Genomic DNA, 23,252 nt, shown 5'->3' with positions numbered 1-23,252 from the left:
CTCACGGGCTGACTCCGCCACTTCCTGCAGGAACTCCATGAGCATCGAACAGCTTGCTGAAATCGCCCAGGCAATGGTCGCCCCGGGCAAGGGCATCATCGCGATCGACGAATCCACCGGCACCATCAAGAAGCGTTTCGACAGCGTCGGCGTCGAGTGCACGGAAGAGAACCGCCGCGCCTACCGCGAGATGCTGCTGACCACGCCGAACCTGAGCCAGCACATCTCCGGCGCGATCCTGTTCGACGAGACCCTGCGCCAGTCCACCAGGGACGGCGTGCCGTTCGCGAAGGTGATGATGGACAACGGCATCATCCCGGGCATCAAGGTCGACAAGGGCACCCACGCGCTGGCCGGCTTCCCGGGCGAAGTGGTGACCGAAGGCCTGGACGGCCTGCGTGCGCGGCTGGAGGAGTACTACAAGCTCGGCGCCCGCTTCGCCAAGTGGCGCGCGGTGATCAACATCGGCGATGACATCCCGTCGGGCACCTGCATCGAGGCCAACTCGCACGCGCTCGCGCGCTACGCCGCACTGTGCCAGGAGCAGGGCCTGGTGCCGATGGTCGAGCCGGAAGTGATCATGGACGGCAGCCACGACATCGACACCTGCTACGACGTCACCGAAGTCACCCTGCGTTCGTTGTTCGGCTCGCTGTACGAGCACAACGTGATGCTGGAGGGCACGATCCTGAAGGCGTCGATGGTGCTGCCGGGTTCGACCTGCAGCGACAAGGCGTCGATCGAGGAAGTCGCCGCCGAGACCCTGCGCTGCCTGAAGTCGACCGTGCCGGCCACCCTGCCGGGCATCGTGTTCCTGTCCGGTGGCCAGTCCGACGCGGACGCCACCGCGCATCTCAACGCCATGAACCTCGCGGGCCCGAACCCCTGGCCGCTGTCGTTCTCCTACGGCCGCGCGATGCAGTCGGCGGCGCTGCAGATCTGGTCGAAGGACATCGCCGGCAACATCGGCCCGGCGCAGGCGATGGTGTTCGAGCGCGCCCGCGCCAACGGCCTGGCCGCGCTGGGCGAGTGGAAGGGCTGATACCGGGTCGACCGAATTCCAGTCGATGGTGGAACAGCGCAGAACGCCGGCCTCGTGCCGGCGTTCTGCATTGTGTTCGGTGGGTGTGGTGCCCGGCGTATTGCAGCCTACGGCATCGGCGTATTACGGCCTGCCGGCACCGGCGTATTACGGCCTGCCGGCCTAATACGCCCTACGGGTGACGGGCGTAGGGTGCATCAAGCCGAAGGCGCAATGCACCACCCGGCTACAACTACAGGCCCGCCAGCCACTCGTCATCGGAACCTTCGTTGACGCCTTCCAGCAGGAAGGTGCTGAGGTAGCGCTCGCCGGTGTCGGGCAGCATCGCCAGGATCACCGTGCCTTCAGCAGCGGATTTCGCCACCTCCAGTGCGGCGGCGACGGTGGCGCCGGCGGAGATACCAACGAAGATGCCTTCCTCGCGGGCCAGGCGGAGCGCGGTGTCGCGGGCCAGTACGTCGTCGACCGGCAGGATCGCGTCGGCGATGTCGCGGTTGAGCACTTCGGGCAGGAAATCCGGGGTCCAGCCCTGGATCTTGTGCGGGTGCCATTCCTGGCCGGCCAACAGGGCCGCGCCGGCCGGCTCACAGGCGACGATGCGGACTTCGGGACGGGCGACCTTGAGCACCTCACCGACGCCGGTCAGGGTGCCGCCGGTGCCCCAGCCGCTGACGAAACAGTCGAGCCGGCGGCCGGCGAAGTCCCGCAGGATTTCCGCCGCCGTGGTCTGGCGGTGATAGGCGGGATTGGCCGGGTTGGCGAACTGGCGGGCGAGGAACCAGCCGTGCTGCTTCGCCAGCGCTTCGGCCTTGAGCACCATGCCGGTGCCGCGTTCGGCGGCCGCGGTGAGGATGACCTTGGCCCCGTAGGCGCGCATCAATTTACGGCGCTCGATCGAGAACGTCTCGGTCATCACCGCGACGAACTTGTAGCCGCGCGCGGCACAGACCATTGCCAGGGCCACGCCGGTGTTGCCCGAGGTCGCTTCGATGACGGTGTCGCCGGGCTTGAGCAGGCCGCGCGCCTCGGCGTCCAGGATGACCGCCAGCGCCAGCCGGTCCTTGACCGAGCCGCCGGGGTTGAATGATTCGGCCTTGGCATAGAGGGTGACGCCGGCGGGTGTCATCCGGTTCAGGCGTACCACGGGGGTGTGGCCGATGGTGTCGAGAATGCTGTCGTGGATCATCTGGGAGGTTCCTTCATCCATGGAGAGCCCGCGGTCGTCGGGTCGTCCGCAAGCCTGCGCCATACCCCGGTAAAGACACAGTGAGCCAGTGAAACGCTGGGTTGCACCACTTTGCCGGGTCTGTCCTCAGTCCGACCCGGGGTCAACCTATGGCCCACGCGGACGTTGCCAGCGACGACTAGACTCATCGGGCTGTCCGTCTTGAGGACGTGCGATACCGGTTTCCAGCTGTTCATTTTTCCTTGGCTGTATCCCCACACTTCTGATTGACCCGAGAAAGCATGCGAATCCAGACCGGACGACGCGCGGCCTGCGCCCTTTTATCTGCATTTTTACTGGTGGCCTGCGGCAAGGACGCGCCGGCGCCCACCATGGCGGGTGCGATCCCGGTAACCACCCACCAGGTGCGGATGCAGGCCTGGAACGACACCGTCCAGGCGCTGGGCACGGTCAAGGCGCGCGAGTCGGTGACGCTCACCGCCAAGGTCAGCGAAACCGTGCAGGACGTGCATTTCGACAGTGGCGACCTGGTCAAGGCCGGCGCACCGCTGGTGACCCTGAGCGACCGGCAGCAGCAGTCCAACCTGGCCGAAGCGCAGGCCAGTGCGAGCGAGGCGGACCGGTTGTACCGGCGGCTCGCGCAGCTGGGTGAACAGCAGCTGGTCGCCCGATCCGCCGTCGATACCCAGCGCGCCGTGCGCGATGCCTCGGCCGCGCGGGTCGAGCAGATCCGCGCGCAGTTGTCGGATCGGGTGATCCGGGCGCCGTTTTCCGGCGTGCTGGGTGTGCGCCAGGTCAGTCCGGGCGCGCTGGTGACGCCGGGAACGCCGATCGCGAACCTGGACGACACCAGCCGCGTGTACGTCGATTTCCCCGTGCCGGAATCGGCATTGGCGCATCTGGGCGTTGGCCAGGTGCTGCGCGCGACCAGTGCGTCGTGGCCCGGACAGGAGTTCACCGGCAGCGTCGCGATGGTCGATTCGCGGATCGATCCGGCCACACGCGCGGTGGTGGTGCGCGGTGATTTCCCCAACGAGGACCGCCGCCTGCGTCCGGGCATGCTGATGCAGGTCACCCTGGTACGGCCTGCGCGCGAGGCGCTGCTGGTGCCCGAGATCGCCATCGTGCAGGTGGGCAGCAGTTCCTACCTTTACCGGGTGCGGCCGGACCGGACCGTGGAACGCGCCGACGTGACGGTCGGCAGCCGTGCAGATGGCCTGGCGGAGGTGACCAGCGGGTTGCAGGCCGGCGACGAGATCGTGGTCGACGGCACCGGCAAGCTGCGGGTCGGCTCGAAGATCACCGCCGCAGATGCGGCGGCGACGCCGGCTGACGCAACGGCACCGGCCGGCGAGGTGCCCGGAAAGGATGCGGCGGGCACGGAAGACGCCGAGCGCAAGACGGCAGCCGAAGGCTCATGAATCTCTCCGATCTTTCCATCCGCCGGCCGGTGTTCGCCACCGTCATCAGCCTGCTGTTGATGGTGCTGGGCGTGATGGCGTTCTCGCGCCTGACCCTGCGCGAGCTGCCGGCGATCGACCCGCCGATCGTATCGGTGGATGTCAGTTATCCCGGCGCGTCCGCGGCGGTGGTCGAGACCCGGATCACCCAGGTGCTGGAGGATGCGCTGTCGGGCATCGAAGGCGTGGAGATGATCCAGTCGCGCAGCATCAACGGGCGCTCCGGGGTCACCCTGGAGTTCACCCTGGAGCGCGACATCGAGGCGGCCGCGAACGACGTGCGCGATGCCATCAGCGGCGTCGCCAGCCGCCTGCCCGATGAGGCCGATCCGCCCCAGGTGCGCAAGGCCGACAGCGATTCGGACACCATCATCTGGCTCAACATGAGCTCTCCCACGATGGACGCACTGCAGCTGTCGGATTACGCCGACCGCTACATCGCCGACCGCCTGTCGAGCCTTGACGGGGTCGCCCAGGTGCGGATCGGCGGGCAGCAGCGTTACGCGATGCGGATCTGGCTGGACAGCGCGGCGATGGCAGCGCGCGACATCACCGCGCGCGACATCGAGAGCGCGCTGCGGGCCGAGAACGTGGAACTGCCGGCCGGCCGGATCGAGTCGGAGAACCGGGACTTCACCCTGCGCGTGGCACGCCAGTACGAAAAGCCCGAGGACTTCGCCCAGATCCGGATCAAGCAGGGTGCCGACGGCTATGTGGTGCGCATGGGCGATGTCGCCCAGGTCGAGCTCGCATCGGCGGAGCGCCGCGCCTATTACAAGAGCAACGGCGAGCCGAACGTCGGGCTGGGCATCATCAAGACCTCCACCGCCAACGCGCTGGACGTGACCCGCGCGGCCAAGGCCGAGGCGGTGGAGATCCAGAAGACGCTGCCGGAAGGGATGAGCATCTTCGTCGCCTACGACGCGACCGTGTTCATCGACGAATCCATCAAGCGTGTGTACTGGACGCTGGCCGAGGCAATGGTGCTGGTGCTGCTGGTGATCTGGCTGTTCCTGGGCAGCTTCCGCGCCGCGCTGATCCCGGCGGTGACGGTGCCGGTGTGCCTGATCGCCGCGTTCATCCCGCTGTACCTGTTCGGCTACTCGATCAACCTGTTGACCCTGCTGGCACTGGTGCTGTCGATCGGCCTGGTGGTCGATGACGCGATCGTGGTGCTGGAGAACATCCAGCGTCGTGCCGACCTCGGCGAACCGCCACTGGTCGCCGCCGCGCGCGGCACCAAACAGGTTGCCTTCGCGGTGATCGCGACCACCACGGTGCTGGTGGCGGTGTTCCTGCCGGTCGGGTTCATGGAGGGCAACACCGGGCGGCTGTTCCGCGAGCTGTCGGTGGCGCTGGCCGGTGCGGTGGCGCTGTCGGCGTTCGTCGCCCTGACCCTGACGCCGATGATGTCCTCCAAGCTGGTGCGGCCGCGGGGCGAGGAGCGCTCCAACCGGGTCCATCGCTGGATCAGCGGCAAGCTGGCCCAGCTCAGCGGCAGTTATCAGGCGTGGCTGGGGCGTCACCTGGGCAAGCCATGGCTGGTGGCCGGCTTGATGCTGGGCGCGCTGGCGCTGAGTTACGGCCTGATCCGCTACGTGCCGTCCGAACTGGCGCCGGCCGAGGACCGCGGCTCGTTCTTCGTGTCGGTCGTCGGTCCGGAGGGCGCCGGCTTCGACTACACGGTCGCGCAGATCCAGCAGGTCGAGCAGATCATGGCCGGACACACCGGCGAGGACCGGGCGATCCGCCGCTACAACTCGCGTGCGCCGGGCGGCTGGGGGGCGAGCGAGGAGATGCATACCGGCAACGTGATCGTGTTCCTGCAGGACTGGAACCAGCGCGACATGAGCACCGCCGAGGTCGCCGATTCGCTGCGCGCCGACTTCAGCAAACTGACCGGCGTGCAGGCGCAGCCGCGCGTCGGCGGCGGCCTGGTCGGCAGCCGCGGGCAGCCGATCCAGATCGTGCTGGGCGGCCCGGAATATGCCGAGATCGCGCAATGGCGCGACACCCTGATGGAGAAGATGGAAGCCAACCCCGGGCTGTTCTCGGTGGACTCGGACTACAAGGAAACCCGGCCGCAGATGCGGGTCGAGATCGACCGCCAGCGCGCGGCCGACCTGGGCGTGAGCGTGACCGAGATCGGCCACGCGCTGGAGACGATGATGGGTGGTCGCAGGGTCACCACGTTCGTCCAGGAAGGCGAGGAATACGACGTGCTGGTGCAGGCCGGCCGCGCCGGTCGCGCCTCGCCGGCCGACCTGACCGCGATCCAGGTGCGCGGCAATGGCGGCGAACTGATCCCGCTGTCCAACCTGGTCACCCTGAGCGAGCTGGCCGAGGCCGGCAGCCTGAACCGGTTCAACCGCATGCGCGCGATCACCATCACCGCCGGCCTGGCGCCGGGCTACACGATGGGCGAGGCGCTGGCGTTCCTGAACGCCACGGTCGCGGCCGAGCTGCCCGAGTACGCCCAGGTCGACTGGAAGGGCGAGTCGCGCGAGTTCCAGAAAGCCGGCAGCGCGGTGCTGCTGACCTTCACCCTGGCCCTGCTGGTGGTGTACCTGGTGCTGGCGGCCCAGTTCGAGAGTTTCATCCATCCGTTCGTGATCATGCTGACGGTGCCGCTGGCGGTGCTGGGCGCGCTGGTCGGGCTGGCGGTGACCGGCGGCACGCTGAACCTGTTCAGTCAGATCGGCATCGTGATGCTGGTGGGACTGGCGGCGAAGAACGGCATCCTGATCGTCGAGTTCGCCAACCAGTTGCGCGATTCGGGCCGCAGCATCCAGGAGGCGATCATCGAATCGGCCGGGGTGCGGTTGCGGCCGATCCTGATGACCTCGATCTCCACCGCGGTCGGTGCGGTGCCGCTGGTCGCGGCCGGCGGCCCGGGTTCGGCCAGCCGGGCGACGATCGGCGTGGTGATCATCTTCGGCGTGTCGCTGTCGACCCTGCTGTCGTTGTTCGTGGTGCCGGCGTTCTACGTGCTGCTGGCGAAATACACCCGCTCGCCGCAGGCGCTGTCCAACGAGCTGGACACGCTGGCGGCGGAAACCCCGGAGGTCGGCGGCCACGCCTGAGCCACCGGCAACCCCTTCTGCCCCGGTCTTCGGACCGGGGTTTTTCGTGACGGCCCAATGCGGTTAAGGTGCCACTCTTGTCGCCGGTCATCTGGCCGGCCAAACCGGGGAAATTCGTGGAAGCAGTCGTCAACGCAATCAATGGGGTCATCTGGAGCAACGCGCTGATCTTCATGTGCCTGGCCGCGGGCCTGTGGTTCAGCCTGCGCACGCGCTTCATGCAGATACGCGGCTTCGCCGAGATGTGCCGGCTCACGGTCAGCGGGCAGAAGTCCGAGGCCGGCGTGTCCTCGTTCCAGGCGCTGGCGATTTCGATGGCCGGGCGCATGGGCATCGGCAACATCGCCGGCGTCGCCACCGCGATCGCCTACGGCGGGCCGGGCGCGATCTTCTGGATGTGGGTGATGGGCTTCCTCGGCGCATCGACCTCGTACGTCGAGTCCACCCTGGCGCAGATCTACAAGACCAAGGATGCCGAGGGTCGCTACCGCGGCGGTCCGGCCTACTACATCGAAAAGGCGATGGGCCTGAAGTGGTACGCCACCGCATTCGCGGTCGCCACCATTGTGGCCACCGGCCTGTTGCTGCCGGGCGTGCAGGCCAACGCGATCGCCGACAGCGCCAGCAATGTGCTGTGCAACGGCGGTGACGCCTGCGTGCCGTTCGGCGGGGCCGGGATGGTGAAGCTGTGGATCGGGCTCGGTGTCGGCGTGCTGCTGGCGGTGATCATCTTCGGCGGGATCCGGCGCATCGCCACCTTCGCCGAGATCGTGGTGCCGTTCATGGCACTGGCCTTCATCCTGATGGCGGTGATGGTGATGATCCTCAACGCCGAAAAAGTGCCGACGATGTTCGCCGACATCTTCTCCAGCGCGTTCGGCGCGCATGCCGCGTTCGGCGCGATCATCGGCCAGGCCATCGCCTGGGGCGTGAAGCGCGGCATCTACGCCAACGAGGCCGGCCAGGGCACCGGCCCGCACGCGGCGGCCGCGGCCGAGGTCTCGCACCCGGCCAAGCAGGGCTACGTGCAGGCGTTCGCGATCTACTTCGACACCATGCTGGTGTGCACCTCCACCGCGTTCCTGGTGCTGTCCACGGGCATGTACAACACCTTCCGCGTGGTCAAGGACGCCGGCGGGGAAACGCTGGAGGCGATGTACACCGGCGTGCCCGGATTGCGGCCCTCCGAGGGCGCGCAGTACACCCAGGCGGCGGTGGAATCGGTGTTGCCGGGCTGGGGCGCGGGCTTCGTCGCGCTGGCGCTGTTCTTCTTCGCCTTCACCACGATCATGGCCTATTACTACATGGCCGAAACCAACCTGACCTACATCGCCGGCACCCGCCGCACCCACCCGCTGGCGACGCTGCTGCTGCGGCTGGGCATCATCGGGATGGTGGTCTTCGGTGCGTACCACAACGCCCACATGGCCTGGGCGCTGGGCGACATCGGCGTGGGGCTGATGGCGTGGCTCAACGTCGTCGCGATCCTGGTCGTGCAAAAGCCGGCGATGCTGGCGCTGCGCGATTACGAGCGGCAGCGGAAGCTGGGACTGGATCCGGTTTTCGATCCTTTGTCGCTGGGCATCCGCAACGCCGGATTCTGGGAAGAGCGGGTGGCGAGCCATGCCGTGCGTGAACGCGCTGCCGCGGCTGACGTGATGCCCGCACCGTTGTTGGCTGATGCCGATGTCCGCTGATCCCTGGAAGCGCGGGGGTGGCCGCGACGGTGGCAACAAGGGCGACGGTCGCGGCGGCAGCCGTGATGATGCGCGCCCCGCGTCACCGCGTGCACCGCAGACAGGCTCGCCGTGGGCAGCCCGCGGTGACCGGCCATCACGCGAAGCAGACCGGTCGACGGAGCCGTCCCCGGCATCGCCCCCTCGCGTGTTCGACAAGCACGCGTCCGACAAGCAGGGCCGCGAGCTGCGTCTGTACGGCTTCAACGCGGTCAGCGCGGTGTTCGCACAGCGGCCCGAGGCGATCCGCAAGGTCTATCTGGCCGAGGCCAGGATCCCGCAGCTGCAGCCCCTGTTGAAGTGGTGCGCCGCCCAGCGCGTCGGCTATCGGGTGGTGGAGGAGGATGACCTGCGCAAGCTGGCGGCCAGCTCGCACCACGAAGGCGTGGTCGCCGATGTGCTGCGTGTCGAGCCGATGCCTTTGTCGGACTGGTTGCGCGACGTGCCGACCGGTCCGCAGTGCGTGATCTGGCTCGATGGCGTGGGCAACCCGCACAACCTCGGCGCGATCCTGCGCTCGGCCGCGCACTTTGGCGCAGCCGCGGTGTTGCTGCCGGCCGACTCGCCGTTGGCGCTGTCCGGTGCCGCCGCCCGCGTGGCCGAAGGCGGCGCGGAAGCGGTGACGATGGTGCGTCTGCCGGACAGCGCCGATGCGCTCGCGCAGCTGCACGACGCCGGCTTCGCCCTCGCCGCGACCGTGGTCGAAGGCGGAGACGATCTGTTCGCGACGGCGTTGCCCGGGCGACTGGTGTTTGTGCTTGGCGCGGAAAGCGAAGGCATGGACCGCCAGTTCGCCAGCGCCTGTGACCTGCGCCTGTCGATCCCCGGCAGCGGTGCGGTGGAAAGCCTCAACGTTGCCGCCGCGACCGCGGTATTGCTGGCCGCGTGGCGGCATCGGCGGTAAGTCTGGCGTCCCGGCGAGTCGCCGTCGTGACTGCCACGACACGATGACCGGCTTTTCGTAGGAGCGACGTCAGTCGCGAACGCGCAGGGATACACGCTGACGTCGTGGCTCCACCCGCATCCCGTTGCTACGACAGCCGTGATCGCACACGGGCCCGGAATTGATGTACAGGTCGCGACTCACGTCGCTCCTACAACGGAAGGGAATCCAGTCGGACGAAAAAAAGCGGGTCCATGCACTGCTGCATGGGCCCGCTTTGTTTCATGGATCGACGACGCTGGTCTGGTTGTCCAACGTGGCTCAGGTCAGCTCGCCTCGGAGCAGCTCGACTCAGAACAGCTCGCCTCAGAACAACTCGACGCTGCCGGCATCCATGGACTGCTGCATCACCGGCTTGTGCGGCGGGCGCTCCCATTCGCCGCGCATCTGGCCGACGCGCTGCATCAGCTGCTTGAGGGCGAGCTGGACGTCGCTGTCGCTGTGGCGGCGGTGGAGCAGCTCCTGCAGCGTGGCGGCCTCGCGGTTGATGTCGTTCAGGCGCTCCAGGTGGAGGGTTGCCGCGCCCAGGGCCTGGGTGGCGATGTCCTCGAACTGCAGCGAACGCACCGCCTCGGCTACCGAGCTGTCGATGGCCTGGCCGCATTCGGCGATTTCGCGCATGCCGTTGCCGAGGCCGCGGTTCATGCCGTCCACGCGTTCCAGCATGCCGGCCGCTTCGGCACGCGCGCCGCGCGAGCGGTCCAGATCACGCGAGGCCATCCGGCTGACGGTGTCGCGGACCTTGGCGATCGCATCCTTGGAGCTGTGGGCCAGCTTGCGGATCTGCTCGTTGAACGTGGTGGAGCGCTCCGACAGGTTGCGGACCTCGTCGGCGACCACGGCGAACCCGCGTCCGGCCTCGCCCGCACGCGCCGCTTCGATTGCGGCGTTGAGCGCGAGCAGGTTGGTCTGGTCGGCGATCGACTTGACGTCTTCCAGCAGGGCGAAGATGCCGTCCAGGTGCTCGGCCATCGCGTCGATATGGGTGACGGTGTTGCTGCTCTGGCCGCTGACCTCTTCCAACGCCTCGACCAGCTGCTCCATCTTCTGGCTGGCCTGCAGGGCGAACTGGTGCACGTCCATGCCGCCTTCCTCGCCGGTGCGGTCGATGATGCGGGTGACGATCTCGCTCTGCTGGCGCGACTTGCGGTTGACGGCCTCGAAGCTGCCGCCCAGCTTGCCCACCGACTCGCGGATCAGCTCGCGGGTGCGTTCGATCTCGGTGCGCGAACCGCTGACTTCGGCACTGATGAAGTTGCGCAGGTCCTCCAGCACGCGGGTCTGCTCGCGCATCACCACCGACGGGGTGCCCTGGTTCTGCACCCAGGCGAACACCAGCCAGGCCGCCGCGGTGGCGACGGTGATGCCCAGTCGCGCGGCCGTCGGCCAGTCGAACAGTTGGGCACACAACAGAAGAAGGGTCAGTGCCAGCGGCGCGGCCAGTCGAATGACTACACGGGAGTCCATTGCTGCTCTCATTGGGGGGCGGTCAATATCAGATAACGGCCGGGAGGCGGCGGGCTTTAGGAGGGAGCCGCTGCATTGGGCTTGCCGGGCAGTTGCGCGGCGCGTCGTGCGGAGCTGGCAAGCCGGTCAACGCACTTCGCCCCGGCCCAGCAGGCGGGTCGCGACCTGGTTCAGCGGCGCGACCTGCTGCGCCGCGCCCAGCGCGACCGCGGCCCCGGGCATGCCCCAGACGATGCTGCTGGGCTGGTCCTGGGCCAGTGTGTAGGCGCCCGCATTGCGCAACGCCAGCAACCCGCGTGCGCCATCGCTGCCCATGCCGGTCAGCAGGGCGGCACCGGCGCCGGAGCCGACGTGCTGGGCGACCGACTCGAACAGCACGTCGACACTGGGGCGGTGGCCGTTGACCGGCTCGTCGTCGCTGGTACCGCAGTGCCAGGCGGTGCCGCGTCGATACACGCGCAGATGGAACCCGCCCGGAGCGACGTAGGCATGCCCCCGCAGCAGCGGCTGGCTCGGCCCGGCGTGCACCACCGTCATCGCGCTGTGCTGGTTGAGGCGCTCGGCAAACGCCGCGCTGAAGGCGCCCGGGATGTGCTGCGCGATCACGATCGGCGGCGTGTCCGCGGGCAGCGCCGACAGCACATCGAGGATCGCGTTGGTGCCGCCGGTGGAGGCGCCGATGGCGATGACATGCAGGTTCGGGTGCCGGTAGGCGGTAGCGGGCACAGGTCGGTTGGGCGCCGTGGCGCGGCTGACGGCACGGGTGTTCGCGGCCTGGCGGACCTTCGCCCGCAGCTGTTCGCCGTACGCCGACAGCCCGCCGCCGAGATCGGCCTGCGGTTTGGCGATGCAGTCCACCGCGCCGGCGGCCAGCGCGTCCAGGGTCACAGCCGCGCCTTTTGCGGTCAGCGTGGACACCATCACCACCGGCATCGGCCGCAGGCGCATCAGGTTGCCCAGGAAGCTCAGTCCGTCCATGCGCGGCATCTCGACGTCCAGGGTGAGCACGTCGGGGGACAGGCGCTTGATCTTGGTGCGGGCGATGAACGGATCGGCCGCCGTGCCGACCACCTCGATCAGCGGGTCGACCGACAGCAGGTCGCTCATCAGCCGGCGCATCAGCGCGGAGTCGTCGATCACCAGCACCCGGACGCGTCTTCCGTCCGTCGCTGGTTTGGGGGCGGTGCGAAGGGGGGTCATCAGAACAGCTCGACGCTGCCGGCGACCGGCGCGCGGTTGAGGTCGCCGTAGTAGGCGCGCTCGGCGCGGACGATGTCGTCGTCGCGGGTGGATGGCAGGCGGCGCACCAGGGTGCGGCCGGTCTGGACGAAGAAGCACACCTTGCGCGGCTGGGTGTCGCCCAGGTCCTGCGCGACCACCGGGATGCGCTCGGCCACCAGGTACTGCAGCACGAAGCGCGCGTTGCGGGTGCCGATGGGGTCGTTCTGGAAGCCGCTGAGCACGTTGCCGCCGCCGAACACCTTGGCCAGCAGCCGCGACCGGCTGGCGCCGCGCTTGAGCAGATCGTTGATCACCAGCTCCATCGCGTGCGCGCCATAGCGGGCGCTCATGTCGCCATCGGCGAGGTCGTTGCGGGTGTTGCCGGCCGCGCCGGGCAGCATGAAGTGGTTCATGCCGCCGACGCCGACCAGCGGGTCGTACAGGCAGGCCGCCACGCACGACCCCAGCAGGGTGACCAGTGCCAGCGGCTCGCTGCTGACCCGGTATTCGGCCGGCATCAGCCGCACCGCGTGGGTCTGCAGGGCCTTGTCGTAATAGTGGCCGGGCTCGGTGACCCGGGCCGGATCGGCAACAGCGGCACTGCCGGAATGGCGGCTTCTCATGGCGAAGTCGCGGTTCCGGTGGCCCGGTAGGTGGTGCGTCCGCACGGGGTGACCACGTCGAGCGCGTGGGTGAAGCTTTCGGAGTGGCCGGCGAACAGCAGCCCGCCCGGCGCCAGCAACGGCGCGATCCGCGACAGCACCAGGTACTGGGTGGGCTTGTCGAAATAGATCATCACGTTGCGGCAGAACACCGCCGAGAACCCGCCGCGCAGGCGGTAGCTTTCATCCAGCAGGTTGAGCGGGCGGAAGCTCACCAGCGATTGCAGCTCCGGGCGTACCCGGCACAGACCCGCGTTGGGACCGCTGCCGGCCTGGAAGTAGGCCTGCCGCCGCTGCGGTGACAGCGCGTCGATGCGGTCGAGCGAATACCGCCCCAGGGCGGCGGTCTCCAGCACGCTGGTATCGATGTCGGTCGCCAGGATACGCACCGGCGGGGCGAGGGTGGCGAACGCCTCGCAGGCCGCGATGGCGATGGAGTAGGGCTCCTCGCCGGTGGACGCGGCGCAGCACCAGATCGTCAGTGGCGCGCGGCGGTCGGTGCGCGTCGCGTGGGCGGCGAGCAGGTGCTCGGACAGGATGTCGAAATGGTGCGACTCGCGGAAGAACGACGTGAGGTTGGTCGTCAACGCGTTGGTGAAGTGCTCCCATTCCGGACCGTCGTCGCGCTCCAGGGCATCCAGGTATTCGTCGAAGCGCTCCATGCCGGTCGCGCGCACGCGCCGGGCCAGGCGGCTGTACACCATGTCCCGCTTGTGTGGGCTGAGGGCGATTCCCGCTCGGACGTGGATCAACCGGGCCACGCGACGGAAGTCGCGCTCGTCGAAGACGAACTCCCGCGCCGTCGCCGGGTCACGGGGCGCAGTCGCAACGGTCTCATGCATGTCGGGGCATCCGTCTGGTGACTGGCCCTGCCACGGCTGCCGTGACGCCTGATGAGCGGTGTGTCCCGGCCTTCGGGTATTCGGCGCTCAGCGCGGGTGTCGCGGGTCGGGTGTCTTCATTGCCGAGGCGGAATGCCGCCGCGGTCTGCACCAGGTGTCCGGACTGCTGTTCCAGGCTGCGCGCCGAGGCGGCGGCTTCCTCGACCAGCGCGGCGTTCTGCTGGGTGCCTTCGTCCACCTGCGTGATCATCTGGTTGATCAGGTCGATCCCGGCGGACTGCTCCTGCGATGCCTGGCTGATGTCGGCGACCAGGCCGGCCACCTGCTTCACGCTGCTGACGATGTCCTGCATGGTCCGGCCCGCCTGCTCGACCAGCTGGCTGCCGATGCCGACCTGCTCGACCGAATCGTCGATCAGGGTCTTGATCTCCCGGGCGGCGGTGGCGGAGCGTTGCGCGAGCGAGCGCACCTCGGAGGCGACCACCGCGAACCCGCGGCCCTGCTCGCCGGCGCGCGCGGCTTCCACCGCAGCATTGAGGGCGAGGATGTTGGTCTGGAACGCGATGCCGTCGATGACGCCGATGATGTCGACGATCCTGCGCGAGGACTCGCTGATCCCGCTCATGGTGTGGACCACCTGGCCGACGACTTCGCCGCCCTGGCTGGCCACCTCGGCCGCGCTGATGGTCAGCCGGTTGGCCTGGCGCGCGTTGTCGGCGTTCTGGTGCACGGTGGAGGTGAGCTCCTCCATCGAGGAGGCGGTTTCCTCCAGCGACGCGGCTTGCTGCTCGGTGCGCTGCGACAGTTCCTGGTTGCCGACGGCGATCTGCGACGCGGCGGCATCGATGGCGTGGGCGCCGGTCTGGATCGCACCGACGGTCGCGGCGATCTGGTCGACGGTGCGGTTGGTGCTGGCCTTCATGTCACCGAACACGCCGCGCAGGTCGGCATCGATGCGGCGGCTCAGGTCGCCCTGCGCCAGTGCATGCAGCACCGACTGCATCGCATCGAGGCTGGCGCTGGTCGACGCCAGCAGCCGGTCGATGCTTTCGGCCAGCAGCAGCAGGAAACCCTGCTTGTCGTCGGTGCGGATGCGGCGGCTGAAGTCGCCGTCGGCGGCGGCCTCCAGCACCTGCGTGACCTCGTCCTCCATGGCCAGCTCGGTGGTGCGGTCCTGCCACTCGCTGACCAGACCGATCTGGGTGCCGCCGGCATCGCGCACCGGCGTGACGATCACGTCCACCGTGCGTGCGCCCAGGTGCAGCCGTCGGGTCGAGGCGTCGTCGAGTTGCAGCAGTTGTTCCCGTGGCTGCGCAGGATCCTGCAGCAATGGCGTGATGTCGCTGCCCATCAGGCGTTCGATGTCGAATCCCGGAACGGTGTCTCGGAGACTGTCGGCGGCAGCGCCCATCAACGTCCGGATGCCGCTGTTGGCATAGACGATGGCCAGGTCCTGGTTGGCGACCAGGATATTGGTGTGGGCAAAATCCAGTGCGTTGCGGATGCGCGTGCTCGCGCGGTGATTGCGCTGCTGCTCCTGGACCTCGAAGCCCAGGCGGATCTGCATCGACTTGATGCCCTGCATCACCCGGCCGATCTCGTCGTTGCGCGCGATCGCAATGACCTCGGTGTAGTCGCCTTCGCCGATGCGCCGGAAATGGCTCGTCGCCTGCTCCAGCCGGTCCACGATGTCGCGCGACAGCCACCACGCGCTGTACAGGCCGAAACACCCGCTGAGCGCGGCGATGGCGTAGATCAGGCGGGGCTCGATGCCGGAGGCCGCCATGGTCGCCAGACCCATTCCGAGCGCGCCGACGCCGACAGCCGCCAGCATCAGCCGTTGGCGCAGCGACAACCGCCACAGGGGATTGAGATCGCGCAGCCAGTCGCGCCTGCCGACCGCCCCGGCCCGGATGCGCAGGCCCTGCGGCCGGCCTTCACGGAGCGCTGCATAAAGGTGCTGGACAGCCGCCACGGCCGCGGGACTGGCCTTGCGACGGACCGACATGTAGCCGGTGATCCGGCCATGCTCGTGGACCGGGGCGACATGCGCCTGCACCCAGTAATGGTCGCCGCATCTGCTCCGGTTCTTGATCACGCCCACCCACGGCCGGCCGGCACGGAGGGTCTGCCACAGGTCGGCAAATACCGCGCTGGGCATGTGCGGGTGACGCAGGATGTTGTGCGGCTGGCCGACGAGTTCGGCTTCGCTGAATCCACTCACCCGGATGAGTTCGCGATTCACCTTCAGGATGGTGCCAGCGGGGTCGGTGTAGGAAACCAGCGTGGCATCGTCGTCGAGTTCGATCTCGATACCGGTGATGGGGAGGTTGTTTCGCATGGGGTACTCCGCGGCCTGGGAACCGCGTCTGTCGTCGGCATGGAGCGGTGGGGGGCCGGCGGTGGAACGTGCGCAGGCACCCCGGATATCGGCCGGGCGGCGGATGTCTTGAGCGCGGAGCGTGGGGCGTGCGGCGCACCGCGCACCGCGCGCCCTCCCGTTACCAGGGAGAGCGTGTCGAAGTCGGCAGGGCGATGAAGGAAGCGACGCCCGCCAGGGCATCGCTTCCATGTGGATTGTCGGGCGGGGAGCCGCGGATCCGTCGGGGCCCGGGTTAGAACTCCTGCCAGTGCTGGTCGTTGGCGACCGCCTTGGGAGCGGCCCGCACCGCGCGGGGAGGCGTGGCCGCGGTGGCCGGCTGGCTGGTTCTGGTGGATGTGTTGGCCGCCGCGTTGACCGGAGTATTCGCGGCAGCGCCGGCCAGCCCGCTGACGCGGTTGATGGCGCCGGTGTGCGCGCGGGCCTGCGCCTGAGCGGCGTCGGCCTCCAGCCGGAACGCGGCGACGGTCTGCACCAGCTGCTCGGACTGCTGCTCCAGCGAGCGGGCGGCAGCGGTGGCTTCCTCCACCAGCGCGGCGTTCTGCTGGGTGCCTTCGTCCATGTGGGTGATGACGTGGCTGACCTGCTCGATACCGCTGCTCTGCTCCTGCGAGGCGGCGGAGATGTCGGCAATGATGTCGGTGACGCGCTTCACGCTGGTCACGATTTCGCCCATGGTCTTGCCGGCCTGGCCGACCAATGCGCTGCCGTTTTCGACCTTGCTGACGGAGTCGTCGATCAGGGTCTTGATCTCCTTGGCTGCGGCGGCCGAGCGCTGCGCGAGCGAGCGCACCTCGGAGGCGACCACGGCGAAGCCGCGGCCCTGCTCGCCGGCGCGGGCGGCTTCGACCGCGGCGTTGAGGGCGAGGATGTTGGTCTGGAATGCGATGCCGTCGATGACGCTGATGATCTCGACGATCTTGCGCGAGGACTCGTTGATGCCGGTCATGGTGTCCACGACCCGGCCGACGACCTCGCCCCCGACCTCGGCGACTTCGGCCGCACCGATCGCCAGCTGGTTGGCCTGGCGGGCGTTGTCGGCGTTCTGGCGCACGGTGGAGGTGAGCTCTTCCATCGAAGAGGCGGTTTCCTCCAGCGAGGCGGCCTGCTGCTCGGTACGGCGCGAGAGGTCGTTGTTGCCGGCGGCAATTTCGCTGGCGGCGGCGCTGATCGCGTCGCTGCCCTGGCGGATCTGGCCGACGATCTCCGACAGCTGACGCACTGTGTCGTTGGCGTCGTTCGCCAGGCGGCCGAACTGGCCCGGCAGGCTGGTATCCGCGAAGTGGGTCAGGTCGCCCTGCGCCATCTCGGCCAACAGGTTGCCGACTTCGCCGAGGCCGCGGTCGGCGCTGGCCATCAGTTCGTTGAGGCCCAGGATCATGTCGCGGTAGACGAACTGGAACCGCTCGGCGTCGCCGCGCTGGCTGAAATCGCCGGCCACGGCGGCGTCCACCAGCATCTTGATCTCGGCGGTGACCGATTGGGTGTTGGCCTTGACCGCGTCCACCGCGGCAGTGACTTCCGCCTTGGTGCCGGGGAAACGCTCGATGTCGCCCGACAGGTCGCCGTGCGCGTACGCACCGACCATCTCGATGGTCTTGCGGGTCAGGTCGATGTGCGAGGCGACCAGGGTGTTGATCTCCTCGGCCATCTCGCCGAACGCGCCCGGGAATGTCGCGGCGTCCAGGCGCTCATCGATGTTGCCGGCCTGGTGGGCCTCGTAGACGTCGCGCTGCGCGCCGGCGAACGTGCGCAGGCTGGTGACTGCGCGGTCCAGGCTGCGGGCGATGTCGCGCAGTTCGTCCCGGCTGTCGACGCGGACGGTCTGCGGAAACTCGCCGGCGGCGATGGACTCGGTGGCCTGCTGGATCTTGCGCAGCGACTCGCGCGTGCTGCGGCTGAAGCCCAGGAACAGATAGCCGGCGACCAGCAGCATCAGCGCCACGACCAGCCAGGTGAAGTTGGCCGAGGTTGTCATGCGCGAGATCTGGGCGGCCGCCGCGGCGTCCAGCGACTTGATCGATCCGAGCATCGCGGCGGCCATCGCCAACTGGGTCGCCTGTTCGCGCGCGGCCATCGTTTCCACCGGCAGTTCCGGGGTGTCGGCGTCCAGGATGTGGGTGGCGATGGCTTCGTTCTGCTTGCCCATCGCTTCCAGCGCGTTGCGGATCGGCTTGCCGGCGGTGGTGGCCAGCGACGGCATGCGCTGCTCGGCGTTGGTCAGCTCCAGTTCGATCCGGCTGCGCAGGAAGTCCTGCATCGTGCGCGACACGGCCAGGCCGGTGCGGTCGTCGACCCAGATCGCACCTTCGCCAAGCACCCGCAGGCCGACCTCGCCCTGCTGGGAGGTGTATTCGGCCAGCGTCGGCAACCACTCGCTGGCGGCGCGGCCCATGTACAGCACGGTCGGCTCCTGCGAGTGCGACAGGCCGGTGCGTTCCGCCACCAGCCCCATCAGTCCGCGCACCTGCTGGATCGTGGATTCGGTCACGTCGGCGCCGGCGTCGCCGCTGCTGACGCTGGCCCATCCGTCCTGCGCCTGCTTGAAGGCGGTACGGACGTCGGCATCCTTCAGGGTCTGGCCGGCCCAGCGTGCGGCAGCTTCCAGTTCGGTGGCGGCAGTGGATGCGGCGCCGGCGATTTCCTGCGCGGGGACGTCCTGCTTGGCCGAGACCCGGGTCGCCATCTGGCGATGGGATTGCATCGCCAGCATCGAGCGTTGCAGGTGCGACAGGCCTTCGACCGCCGTGCGCTGTTGTCTGACTTCCCTGATGTCGATGTTGGTGCGCACGACCAGGATGCCGGCCAGCAGGCCGCAGGTCAGCATGAACGCGGCGCCGATGACCAACGCCTTGTGGCCGAAGCGCAGGCGCGCCATGAGCTGCATGGCTGGGGCCAAGGCACGGTCCAGCAAGGTGGGGGAGTGGCGATTGGACATCGGAGACCTCGGATAGTGAATCGTTTTGATCGACCTCCGGGACAACGGCGGGATGAACGGAAACTTTAGCGATTCCCGACGATTGCCTGCGGCGCTAAAGAAATTCCGGGGTCGGCCGATGTGTGGGTGGCAGCGGGAGCGTTTGCTCCCGTCCGGTTCTGTCCACCGCTGTCCGGCACATCCCCCCCCACTATCAGGAGTCCTCCATGTCCCGTTACCAGACCCTTGCCATTGCCGCGCTCGCGCTGGCGTTCGCATTCCCCGCCCAGGCCAACGCCCAGGCCCTCAAGCCGGTCAAGCGCGTGGAGCCGACCTATCCGGCCGACGCCGCCCGCAACCGGACCGAGGGATTCGTCGAAGTGGAATTCACCGTGGGCGCCGACGGCAAGGTCGAGAGCGTTTCGGTCGTCAATGCGCGTCCGTCGCGCACGTTCGAGTCGGCCGCGGTGAGCGCGGTGAAGCAGTGGACGTTCGAGCCGGGCGGTGGTCGCGGCAAGGTGCGCCTGGACTTCAACCTCTGAAATCCAGTGTCCGCTGCTTCGCTTTGACTTCTGCGTGGCCTGGGGCACCCCGTCGCGGCCGGCAGGCCTTCGCAGCTCATGTCCCCCGGCCTCCGTCCGCCGACGGAGGCCTCCGCCTTGACTTCCCTGCAAAGGCCTGCCGGCCGCGACGGGGCTGGGCCTGTGGGGACGTGTAACGGGAGTCATGAAATCCCGACGTTATGCCCCCGGACCACCGCACCCTTTCACTCGCCGGGTGTCCCTGCCCTTGGGGGCGAAATCAAGGAGGAGGCGATGGCCGCAGGCCGTCGCCGGGGGACATTCGCCACCAAGGGCAGGGATACCCGCACGCCACCGCTCTTTTGCCTGTTCCCGGCAATCCGTGAAGAACCTAAAAAAACGCGCCGGATGGGCGCGTTTTTTGTTGTCTCCTGCAAGTGACGCGTGCAGGAGACGGCCCAAGCAGACGGTTACTGCAGTACCGCCGCGGCCTCGGCGGCCACCAGGCCCATCTCGGTGCTGGTCATCAGGCGCTCGATATCCAGCAGGATCAGCATGCGTTCGTCGAGCGTGCCGATGCCGGTCAGGAACTGGCGATCGATGGTCGCCCCCAGCTCGGGTACCGGGCGGATCTGGTCGCCGCCCAGGCGGATCACGTCCGAGACGCTGTCCACCACGATGCCGACGATGCGGTCGGAGACGTTCAGCACGATCATCACCGTCACCGCGGTGTAGTCGGCGGTGGCGAGGCGGAACTTCAGGCGCATGTCGATCACCGGCACGATCGTGCCGCGCAGGTTGATCACGCCCTTGATGTAGTCGGGCGCATCGGGCAGACGGGTGACGGCGTCGTAGCCGCGGATTTCCTGCACCTTGAGGATGTCCACCCCGTACTCCTCTTCGCCCAGGGCGAAGGTGAGGAATTCGCTGTTGTCGGCGTCGGCATCCAGGCCCGTCTGGGCGTGGGCGGCGCGCGGGGCGAGAAGGGAGCGGTTGGGGTTGGTCATGGGAGGTGTCCTTGGTGCATCCGTGGCGGTGGCAATGCGTGGGGTGGAGAGGGTCAGGCGGCTGCAGGCAATGGAGTGGCGGTCACGATGCCGCCGGCGTCGATGATCAGCGCGACGCGGCCGTCGCCCAGGATGGTCGCGCCGGAGATGCCCGGGATCCGGCGGTAGTTGGCTTCCAGGTTCTTCACCACCACCTGCTGCTGGCCGAGCAGTTCGTCGACTTCCAGCGCCAGGCGGCGGCCACCGCTTTCCACCACCACCGCGATCGGCGCGGCAGCGGCCCCGTCGGCCGCGGGCAGGCGGTACTGCTGGCGCAGGTTGATCAGCGGCAGGTAGTCCTCGCGCACGTGCAGCACGCGGGTGTCGCCGGCAATCGTGCGTACCTCGTGCGGCTGGGGCTGCAACGACTCGATCACGGTGTTGAGCGGCAGGATGAACACCTCGTCGCCGACCGCCACCGACATGCCGTCCAGGATCGCGAGCGTCAACGGCAGGCGGATCGACACGGTGGTGCCGACGTGCCTCTCGCTGCGTACTTCGACCTGGCCACCCAGCGCGAGGATGTTGCTCTTGACGACGTCCATGCCGACGCCGCGGCCCGACAGGTCGGACAGGGCATCGGCGGTGGAGAAGCCGGGGTGGAACACCAGGTCCCAGACCTGCGCGTCGGTGGGGTTTTCCGGCAGCGGCAGGTTGCGTTCGACCGCCTTCTGCAGGATGCGCTCGCGGTCCATGCCGCGGCCGTCGTCGCTGACCTCGATCATGATGTGGCCGCCCTGGTGGGAGGCGTTCATGGTGATGGTGCCGGTCTCGTCCTTGTTGGCGGCGCGGCGCTCGTCGGCGGACTCCAGGCCGTGGTCGATCGCGTTGCGCATCAGGTGCACCAGCGGGTCGACGATCTTCTCGATCATGCCCTTGTCCAGCTCGGTGGCCTCGCCGAAGGTGCGCAGGCGGACCTTCTTGTCGAGCCGCGAGGCGAGGTCGCGGACCATGCGCGGGAAGCGGCTGAAGGCGAATTCCACCGGCAGCATCCGCACGCTCAGCACCGCCTCCTGCAGGTCGCGGGTATTGCGGTCGAGCTGGCCCAGGCCGGTCAGAAGGGTTTCGTTGGCGACCGGGTCGAGGTGTTCGGAACGCTGGCGCAGCATCGCCTGGGTGATGACCAGTTCGCCGACCAGGTTGATCAGCGCATCGACCTTGGCCACGGCGACGCGGATGGAGGTGTCGGCATCGGCATTGGCGGTGCGGGCGGCATTCGACCCGGTGGCGGTGACGGTGGCGTCGCCATCGGACGATAGCGCGGCAGTGTCGATGGACGGCATCGGGACCGACGACGCCGTGTTCGACAACGCCGGGGCGACGGCTTCGATCGACAGCTCGCACTGGTCCTCGACCCACGCGAACGCCTCGTCGATGGCGGCGCGCGGCACGGTGCCGGGCAGCATCAGGTCCCAGGCCAGGTGCGCCTCGAACGGATCGAGCACGTCGAACGCCGGCAGGCGGTCGTCCAGGCAGGTCGCGGTCAGTGCGCCGTGGCTGCCGAGTTCGCGCAGGATCCGCAGCGGGTCGTTGCCGGTCATGAACAACGAGGTTTCCGGGCGGAAGCCGATGCGCCAGTGTTCGGGGTCGCCGGCGCCGTCGGGATCTCCGGCAGCGCCCAGCGCATCGCCGGCTTCCGCCGCCAGCAGGCGGTCCAGCCCGGCACGCGCGCGGCGCATGGCCTGCTGGTCGCTCTGGCCGCCGTGCTCGGCCACGGCCAGCAAGCCGCGCAGCACATCGACCGAGTCCAGCAGTGCATCGATGGCGACGGGGTCGAGGCAGCGGCGACCGGCGCGCGCTTCGTCCAGCAACGTTTCCAGCAGGTGGGTCAGGTCGGTGACGTCGCGGAAGCCGAACGTGGCCGCTCCGCCCTTGATCGAGTGGGCGGCGCGGAAGATGACGTTGATGGTGTCGCCGGCGACGGTGCCCGGTGCCGTGCCCGGCTCCATGTCGGTCTCAAGGCGCAGCAGGCCGGCTTCCATGGCTTGCAGGCCTTCACGGCTTTCCTCGAAGAACGCGGCGTGGAACTGGGTGATGTCCATGGTGTCAGGCGAGAACCTTGCGGACCGTGGCGAGCAGCTGCTCGGGATCGAAGGGCTTGACCAGCCACCCGGTGGCGCCGGCGGCGCGGCCTTCCTGCTTCTTGTCGCCGCCCGACTCGGTGGTCAGCATCAGCAGCGGGGTGAACTTGTAGTCGGGCAGCTGGCGCAGGTGGCGGATCAGCTCGATCCCGTCCATGCGCGGCATGTTGACGTCGGTCACCACGGCGTCGAAGCGGGTGGTCTTGGCGATGTCCAGCGCGGCCTGGCCGTCTTCCGCCTCGCGCACGGTGTAGCCGCCCGACGACAACGCGAAGGCGACCATCTGCCGCATGGAGGTGGAATCGTCGACGATCAACAGCTGGGCACTCATGCGGGGTCTCCGTTGTGTTCAGGGCCGTCGGGCCGGTCGGCCTGCGACCCCAGTCCCAGGCTGGCGGCCAGCGCGAGTACGCGGGCGGCATCGACCAGGGCCGGGGAGGCAAGGGTGATGGTGGTGGCGCGTCCGGCGCTGGCGCGGTCGCGGATGAAGGCGTGCAGCAGCTGCAGCCCGGCGGTGTGGACACGTTCGACACGATCGCCGGCAAGGGCGATCGGGCCGGCATCGTCAAAGTGCGGCGCCAGTGCGGCGCGCAGCTCGGCAACATGTTCGATGCCCAGGTCGGGCTGTAGCGAAAGTTCATTCATGGGGATGGGCAGCCGGTGCG

17 protein-coding genes and 1 pseudogene are annotated in these 23,252 nt (G+C 68.5%); 7 read left to right on the top strand and 11 right to left on the bottom strand.

Going from position 1 to position 23,252, the window contains the following annotated elements; genetic code table 11:
* Positions 1-37: 37 nt before the first annotated feature.
* Complete coding sequence (locus tag N792_RS09000) at positions 38-1,042, top strand: class I fructose-bisphosphate aldolase (RefSeq protein WP_036194227.1); 1,005 nt, start codon at positions 38-40, stop codon at positions 1,040-1,042.
* 232 nt (positions 1,043-1,274) lie between these two features.
* Here the strand turns inward: N792_RS09000 and cysK are convergent, their stop codons facing one another.
* Complete coding sequence (gene cysK / locus N792_RS08995; RefSeq protein ID WP_036194377.1) at positions 1,275-2,228, bottom strand: cysteine synthase A; 954 nt, start codon at positions 2,226-2,228, stop codon at positions 1,275-1,277.
* 281 nt (positions 2,229-2,509) lie between these two features.
* Here cysK and N792_RS08990 point away from each other — a divergent pair, with 281 nt between their 5' ends.
* From N792_RS08990 to N792_RS08975, 4 genes and pseudogenes are all read left to right on the top strand, one after another.
* On the top strand, positions 2,510-3,649 hold the full coding sequence (locus tag N792_RS08990; protein WP_084105620.1) for an efflux RND transporter periplasmic adaptor subunit: 1,140 nt from the start codon (positions 2,510-2,512) through the stop codon (positions 3,647-3,649).
* Positions 3,646-6,771, top strand: a complete 3,126-nt coding sequence (locus tag N792_RS08985) for an efflux RND transporter permease subunit (RefSeq protein WP_036194224.1) — start codon at positions 3,646-3,648, stop codon at positions 6,769-6,771. Before N792_RS08990 ends, N792_RS08985 begins: the two co-directional genes overlap by 4 nt.
* 116 nt (positions 6,772-6,887) lie before the next feature.
* A pseudogene (locus N792_RS08980) lies at positions 6,888-8,384 on the top strand (alanine/glycine:cation symporter family protein); the annotation flags it as partial.
* 73 nt (positions 8,385-8,457) lie between these two features.
* Positions 8,458-9,411, top strand: a complete 954-nt coding sequence (locus N792_RS08975) for a TrmH family RNA methyltransferase (RefSeq protein ID WP_084105652.1) — start codon at positions 8,458-8,460, stop codon at positions 9,409-9,411.
* A gap of 345 nt (positions 9,412-9,756) precedes the next feature.
* On the opposite strand, the gene N792_RS08970 is transcribed toward N792_RS08975, so the two are convergent.
* The 6 genes from N792_RS08970 to N792_RS14275 all read right to left on the bottom strand — a co-directional run bounded on the left by N792_RS08970 (position 9,757) and on the right by N792_RS14275 (position 18,960).
* Positions 9,757-10,917, bottom strand: coding sequence for a methyl-accepting chemotaxis protein (locus tag N792_RS08970; protein WP_036194223.1), 1,161 nt, complete (start codon positions 10,915-10,917; stop codon positions 9,757-9,759).
* Positions 10,918-11,043: 126 nt separating this feature from the next.
* The gene (locus N792_RS08965; RefSeq protein ID WP_052103846.1) at positions 11,044-12,117 is read right to left on the bottom strand and encodes a protein-glutamate methylesterase/protein-glutamine glutaminase; all 1,074 of its coding nucleotides are present in this window, start codon (positions 12,115-12,117) and stop codon (positions 11,044-11,046) included.
* Positions 12,117-12,761, bottom strand: a complete 645-nt coding sequence (gene cheD, locus N792_RS08960; protein WP_036194218.1) for a chemoreceptor glutamine deamidase CheD — start codon at positions 12,759-12,761, stop codon at positions 12,117-12,119. The genes N792_RS08965 and cheD overlap by 1 nt, the downstream gene beginning before the upstream one ends.
* The gene (locus tag N792_RS08955; RefSeq protein ID WP_036194216.1) at positions 12,758-13,642 is read right to left on the bottom strand and encodes a CheR family methyltransferase; all 885 of its coding nucleotides are present in this window, start codon (positions 13,640-13,642) and stop codon (positions 12,758-12,760) included. The genes cheD and N792_RS08955 overlap by 4 nt, the downstream gene beginning before the upstream one ends.
* On the bottom strand, positions 13,635-15,983 hold the full coding sequence (locus N792_RS08950) for a methyl-accepting chemotaxis protein (protein WP_052103845.1): 2,349 nt from the start codon (positions 15,981-15,983) through the stop codon (positions 13,635-13,637). The genes N792_RS08955 and N792_RS08950 overlap by 8 nt, the downstream gene beginning before the upstream one ends.
* 274 nt (positions 15,984-16,257) lie before the next feature.
* Positions 16,258-18,960, bottom strand: coding sequence for a methyl-accepting chemotaxis protein (locus N792_RS14275; RefSeq protein WP_269572107.1), 2,703 nt, complete (start codon positions 18,958-18,960; stop codon positions 16,258-16,260).
* Positions 18,961-19,166: 206 nt separating this feature from the next.
* Here N792_RS14275 and N792_RS08940 point away from each other — a divergent pair, with 206 nt between their 5' ends.
* Both N792_RS08940 and N792_RS14105 read left to right on the top strand, forming a co-directional pair.
* Entirely contained in the window at positions 19,167-19,481 is a 315-nt protein-coding gene (locus tag N792_RS08940) for an energy transducer TonB (RefSeq protein WP_052103841.1), read from the top strand.
* Between the two features lie 273 nt (positions 19,482-19,754).
* Positions 19,755-19,901 carry a hypothetical protein gene (locus N792_RS14105; RefSeq protein ID WP_191150474.1) on the top strand — a complete coding sequence of 49 codons (147 nt, stop codon included), beginning with the start codon at positions 19,755-19,757 and terminating at the stop codon, positions 19,899-19,901.
* Positions 19,902-19,930: 29 nt separating this feature from the next.
* Here the strand turns inward: N792_RS14105 and N792_RS08935 are convergent, their stop codons facing one another.
* Genes N792_RS08935 through N792_RS08920 form a run of 4 tightly spaced genes read right to left on the bottom strand, consistent with a single transcriptional unit; the run spans position 19,931 to position 23,232 of the window.
* Positions 19,931-20,467: a chemotaxis protein CheW gene (locus N792_RS08935; protein WP_084105614.1), complete on the bottom strand. Its 537-nt coding sequence runs from the start codon at positions 20,465-20,467 to the stop codon at positions 19,931-19,933.
* Between the two features lie 53 nt (positions 20,468-20,520).
* Positions 20,521-22,548, bottom strand: coding sequence for a chemotaxis protein CheA (locus N792_RS08930; RefSeq protein ID WP_036194214.1), 2,028 nt, complete (start codon positions 22,546-22,548; stop codon positions 20,521-20,523).
* A gap of 4 nt (positions 22,549-22,552) precedes the next feature.
* Complete coding sequence (locus tag N792_RS08925; RefSeq protein WP_036194212.1) at positions 22,553-22,918, bottom strand: response regulator; 366 nt, start codon at positions 22,916-22,918, stop codon at positions 22,553-22,555.
* The gene (locus tag N792_RS08920) at positions 22,915-23,232 is read right to left on the bottom strand and encodes an STAS domain-containing protein (RefSeq protein ID WP_052103840.1); all 318 of its coding nucleotides are present in this window, start codon (positions 23,230-23,232) and stop codon (positions 22,915-22,917) included. Before N792_RS08920 ends, N792_RS08925 begins: the two co-directional genes overlap by 4 nt.
* Positions 23,233-23,252: the final 20 nt, after the last annotated feature.

Source organism: Lysobacter concretionis Ko07 = DSM 16239, assembly GCF_000768345.1.
GTDB lineage: Bacteria > Pseudomonadota > Gammaproteobacteria > Xanthomonadales > Xanthomonadaceae > Novilysobacter > Novilysobacter concretionis.
Note: the sequence above shows the minus strand (reverse complement) of the source record. Positions and strands in the feature narration are given on the sequence as shown.

Excerpts from the sequence above, each read along its gene's own strand:
- cheD (WP_036194218.1), bottom strand. The coding sequence starts at position 12,761 with ATGAGAAGCCGCCATTCCGGCAGTGCCGCTGTTGCCGATCCGGCCCGG.
- N792_RS08955 (WP_036194216.1), bottom strand. The coding sequence starts at position 13,642 with ATGCATGAGACCGTTGCGACTGCGCCCCGTGACCCGGCGACGGCGCGG.
- cysK (WP_036194377.1), bottom strand. The coding sequence starts at position 2,228 with ATGATCCACGACAGCATTCTCGACACCATCGGCCACACCCCCGTGGTA.
- N792_RS08935 (WP_084105614.1), bottom strand. The coding sequence starts at position 20,467 with ATGACCAACCCCAACCGCTCCCTTCTCGCCCCGCGCGCCGCCCACGCC.
- N792_RS08985 (WP_036194224.1), top strand. The coding sequence starts at position 3,646 with ATGAATCTCTCCGATCTTTCCATCCGCCGGCCGGTGTTCGCCACCGTC.
- N792_RS08950 (WP_052103845.1), bottom strand. The coding sequence starts at position 15,983 with ATGCGAAACAACCTCCCCATCACCGGTATCGAGATCGAACTCGACGAC.
- N792_RS08920 (WP_052103840.1), bottom strand. The coding sequence starts at position 23,232 with ATGAATGAACTTTCGCTACAGCCCGACCTGGGCATCGAACATGTTGCC.
- N792_RS08930 (WP_036194214.1), bottom strand. The coding sequence starts at position 22,548 with ATGGACATCACCCAGTTCCACGCCGCGTTCTTCGAGGAAAGCCGTGAA.
- N792_RS08990 (WP_084105620.1), top strand. The coding sequence starts at position 2,510 with ATGCGAATCCAGACCGGACGACGCGCGGCCTGCGCCCTTTTATCTGCA.
- N792_RS08940 (WP_052103841.1), top strand. The coding sequence starts at position 19,167 with ATGTCCCGTTACCAGACCCTTGCCATTGCCGCGCTCGCGCTGGCGTTC.
- N792_RS14105 (WP_191150474.1), top strand. The coding sequence starts at position 19,755 with ATGGCCGCAGGCCGTCGCCGGGGGACATTCGCCACCAAGGGCAGGGAT.
- N792_RS08970 (WP_036194223.1), bottom strand. The coding sequence starts at position 10,917 with ATGGACTCCCGTGTAGTCATTCGACTGGCCGCGCCGCTGGCACTGACC.
- N792_RS09000 (WP_036194227.1), top strand. The coding sequence starts at position 38 with ATGAGCATCGAACAGCTTGCTGAAATCGCCCAGGCAATGGTCGCCCCG.
- N792_RS14275 (WP_269572107.1), bottom strand. The coding sequence starts at position 18,960 with ATGTCCAATCGCCACTCCCCCACCTTGCTGGACCGTGCCTTGGCCCCA.
- N792_RS08965 (WP_052103846.1), bottom strand. The coding sequence starts at position 12,117 with ATGACCCCCCTTCGCACCGCCCCCAAACCAGCGACGGACGGAAGACGC.
- N792_RS08975 (WP_084105652.1), top strand. The coding sequence starts at position 8,458 with ATGTCCGCTGATCCCTGGAAGCGCGGGGGTGGCCGCGACGGTGGCAAC.
- N792_RS08925 (WP_036194212.1), bottom strand. The coding sequence starts at position 22,918 with ATGAGTGCCCAGCTGTTGATCGTCGACGATTCCACCTCCATGCGGCAG.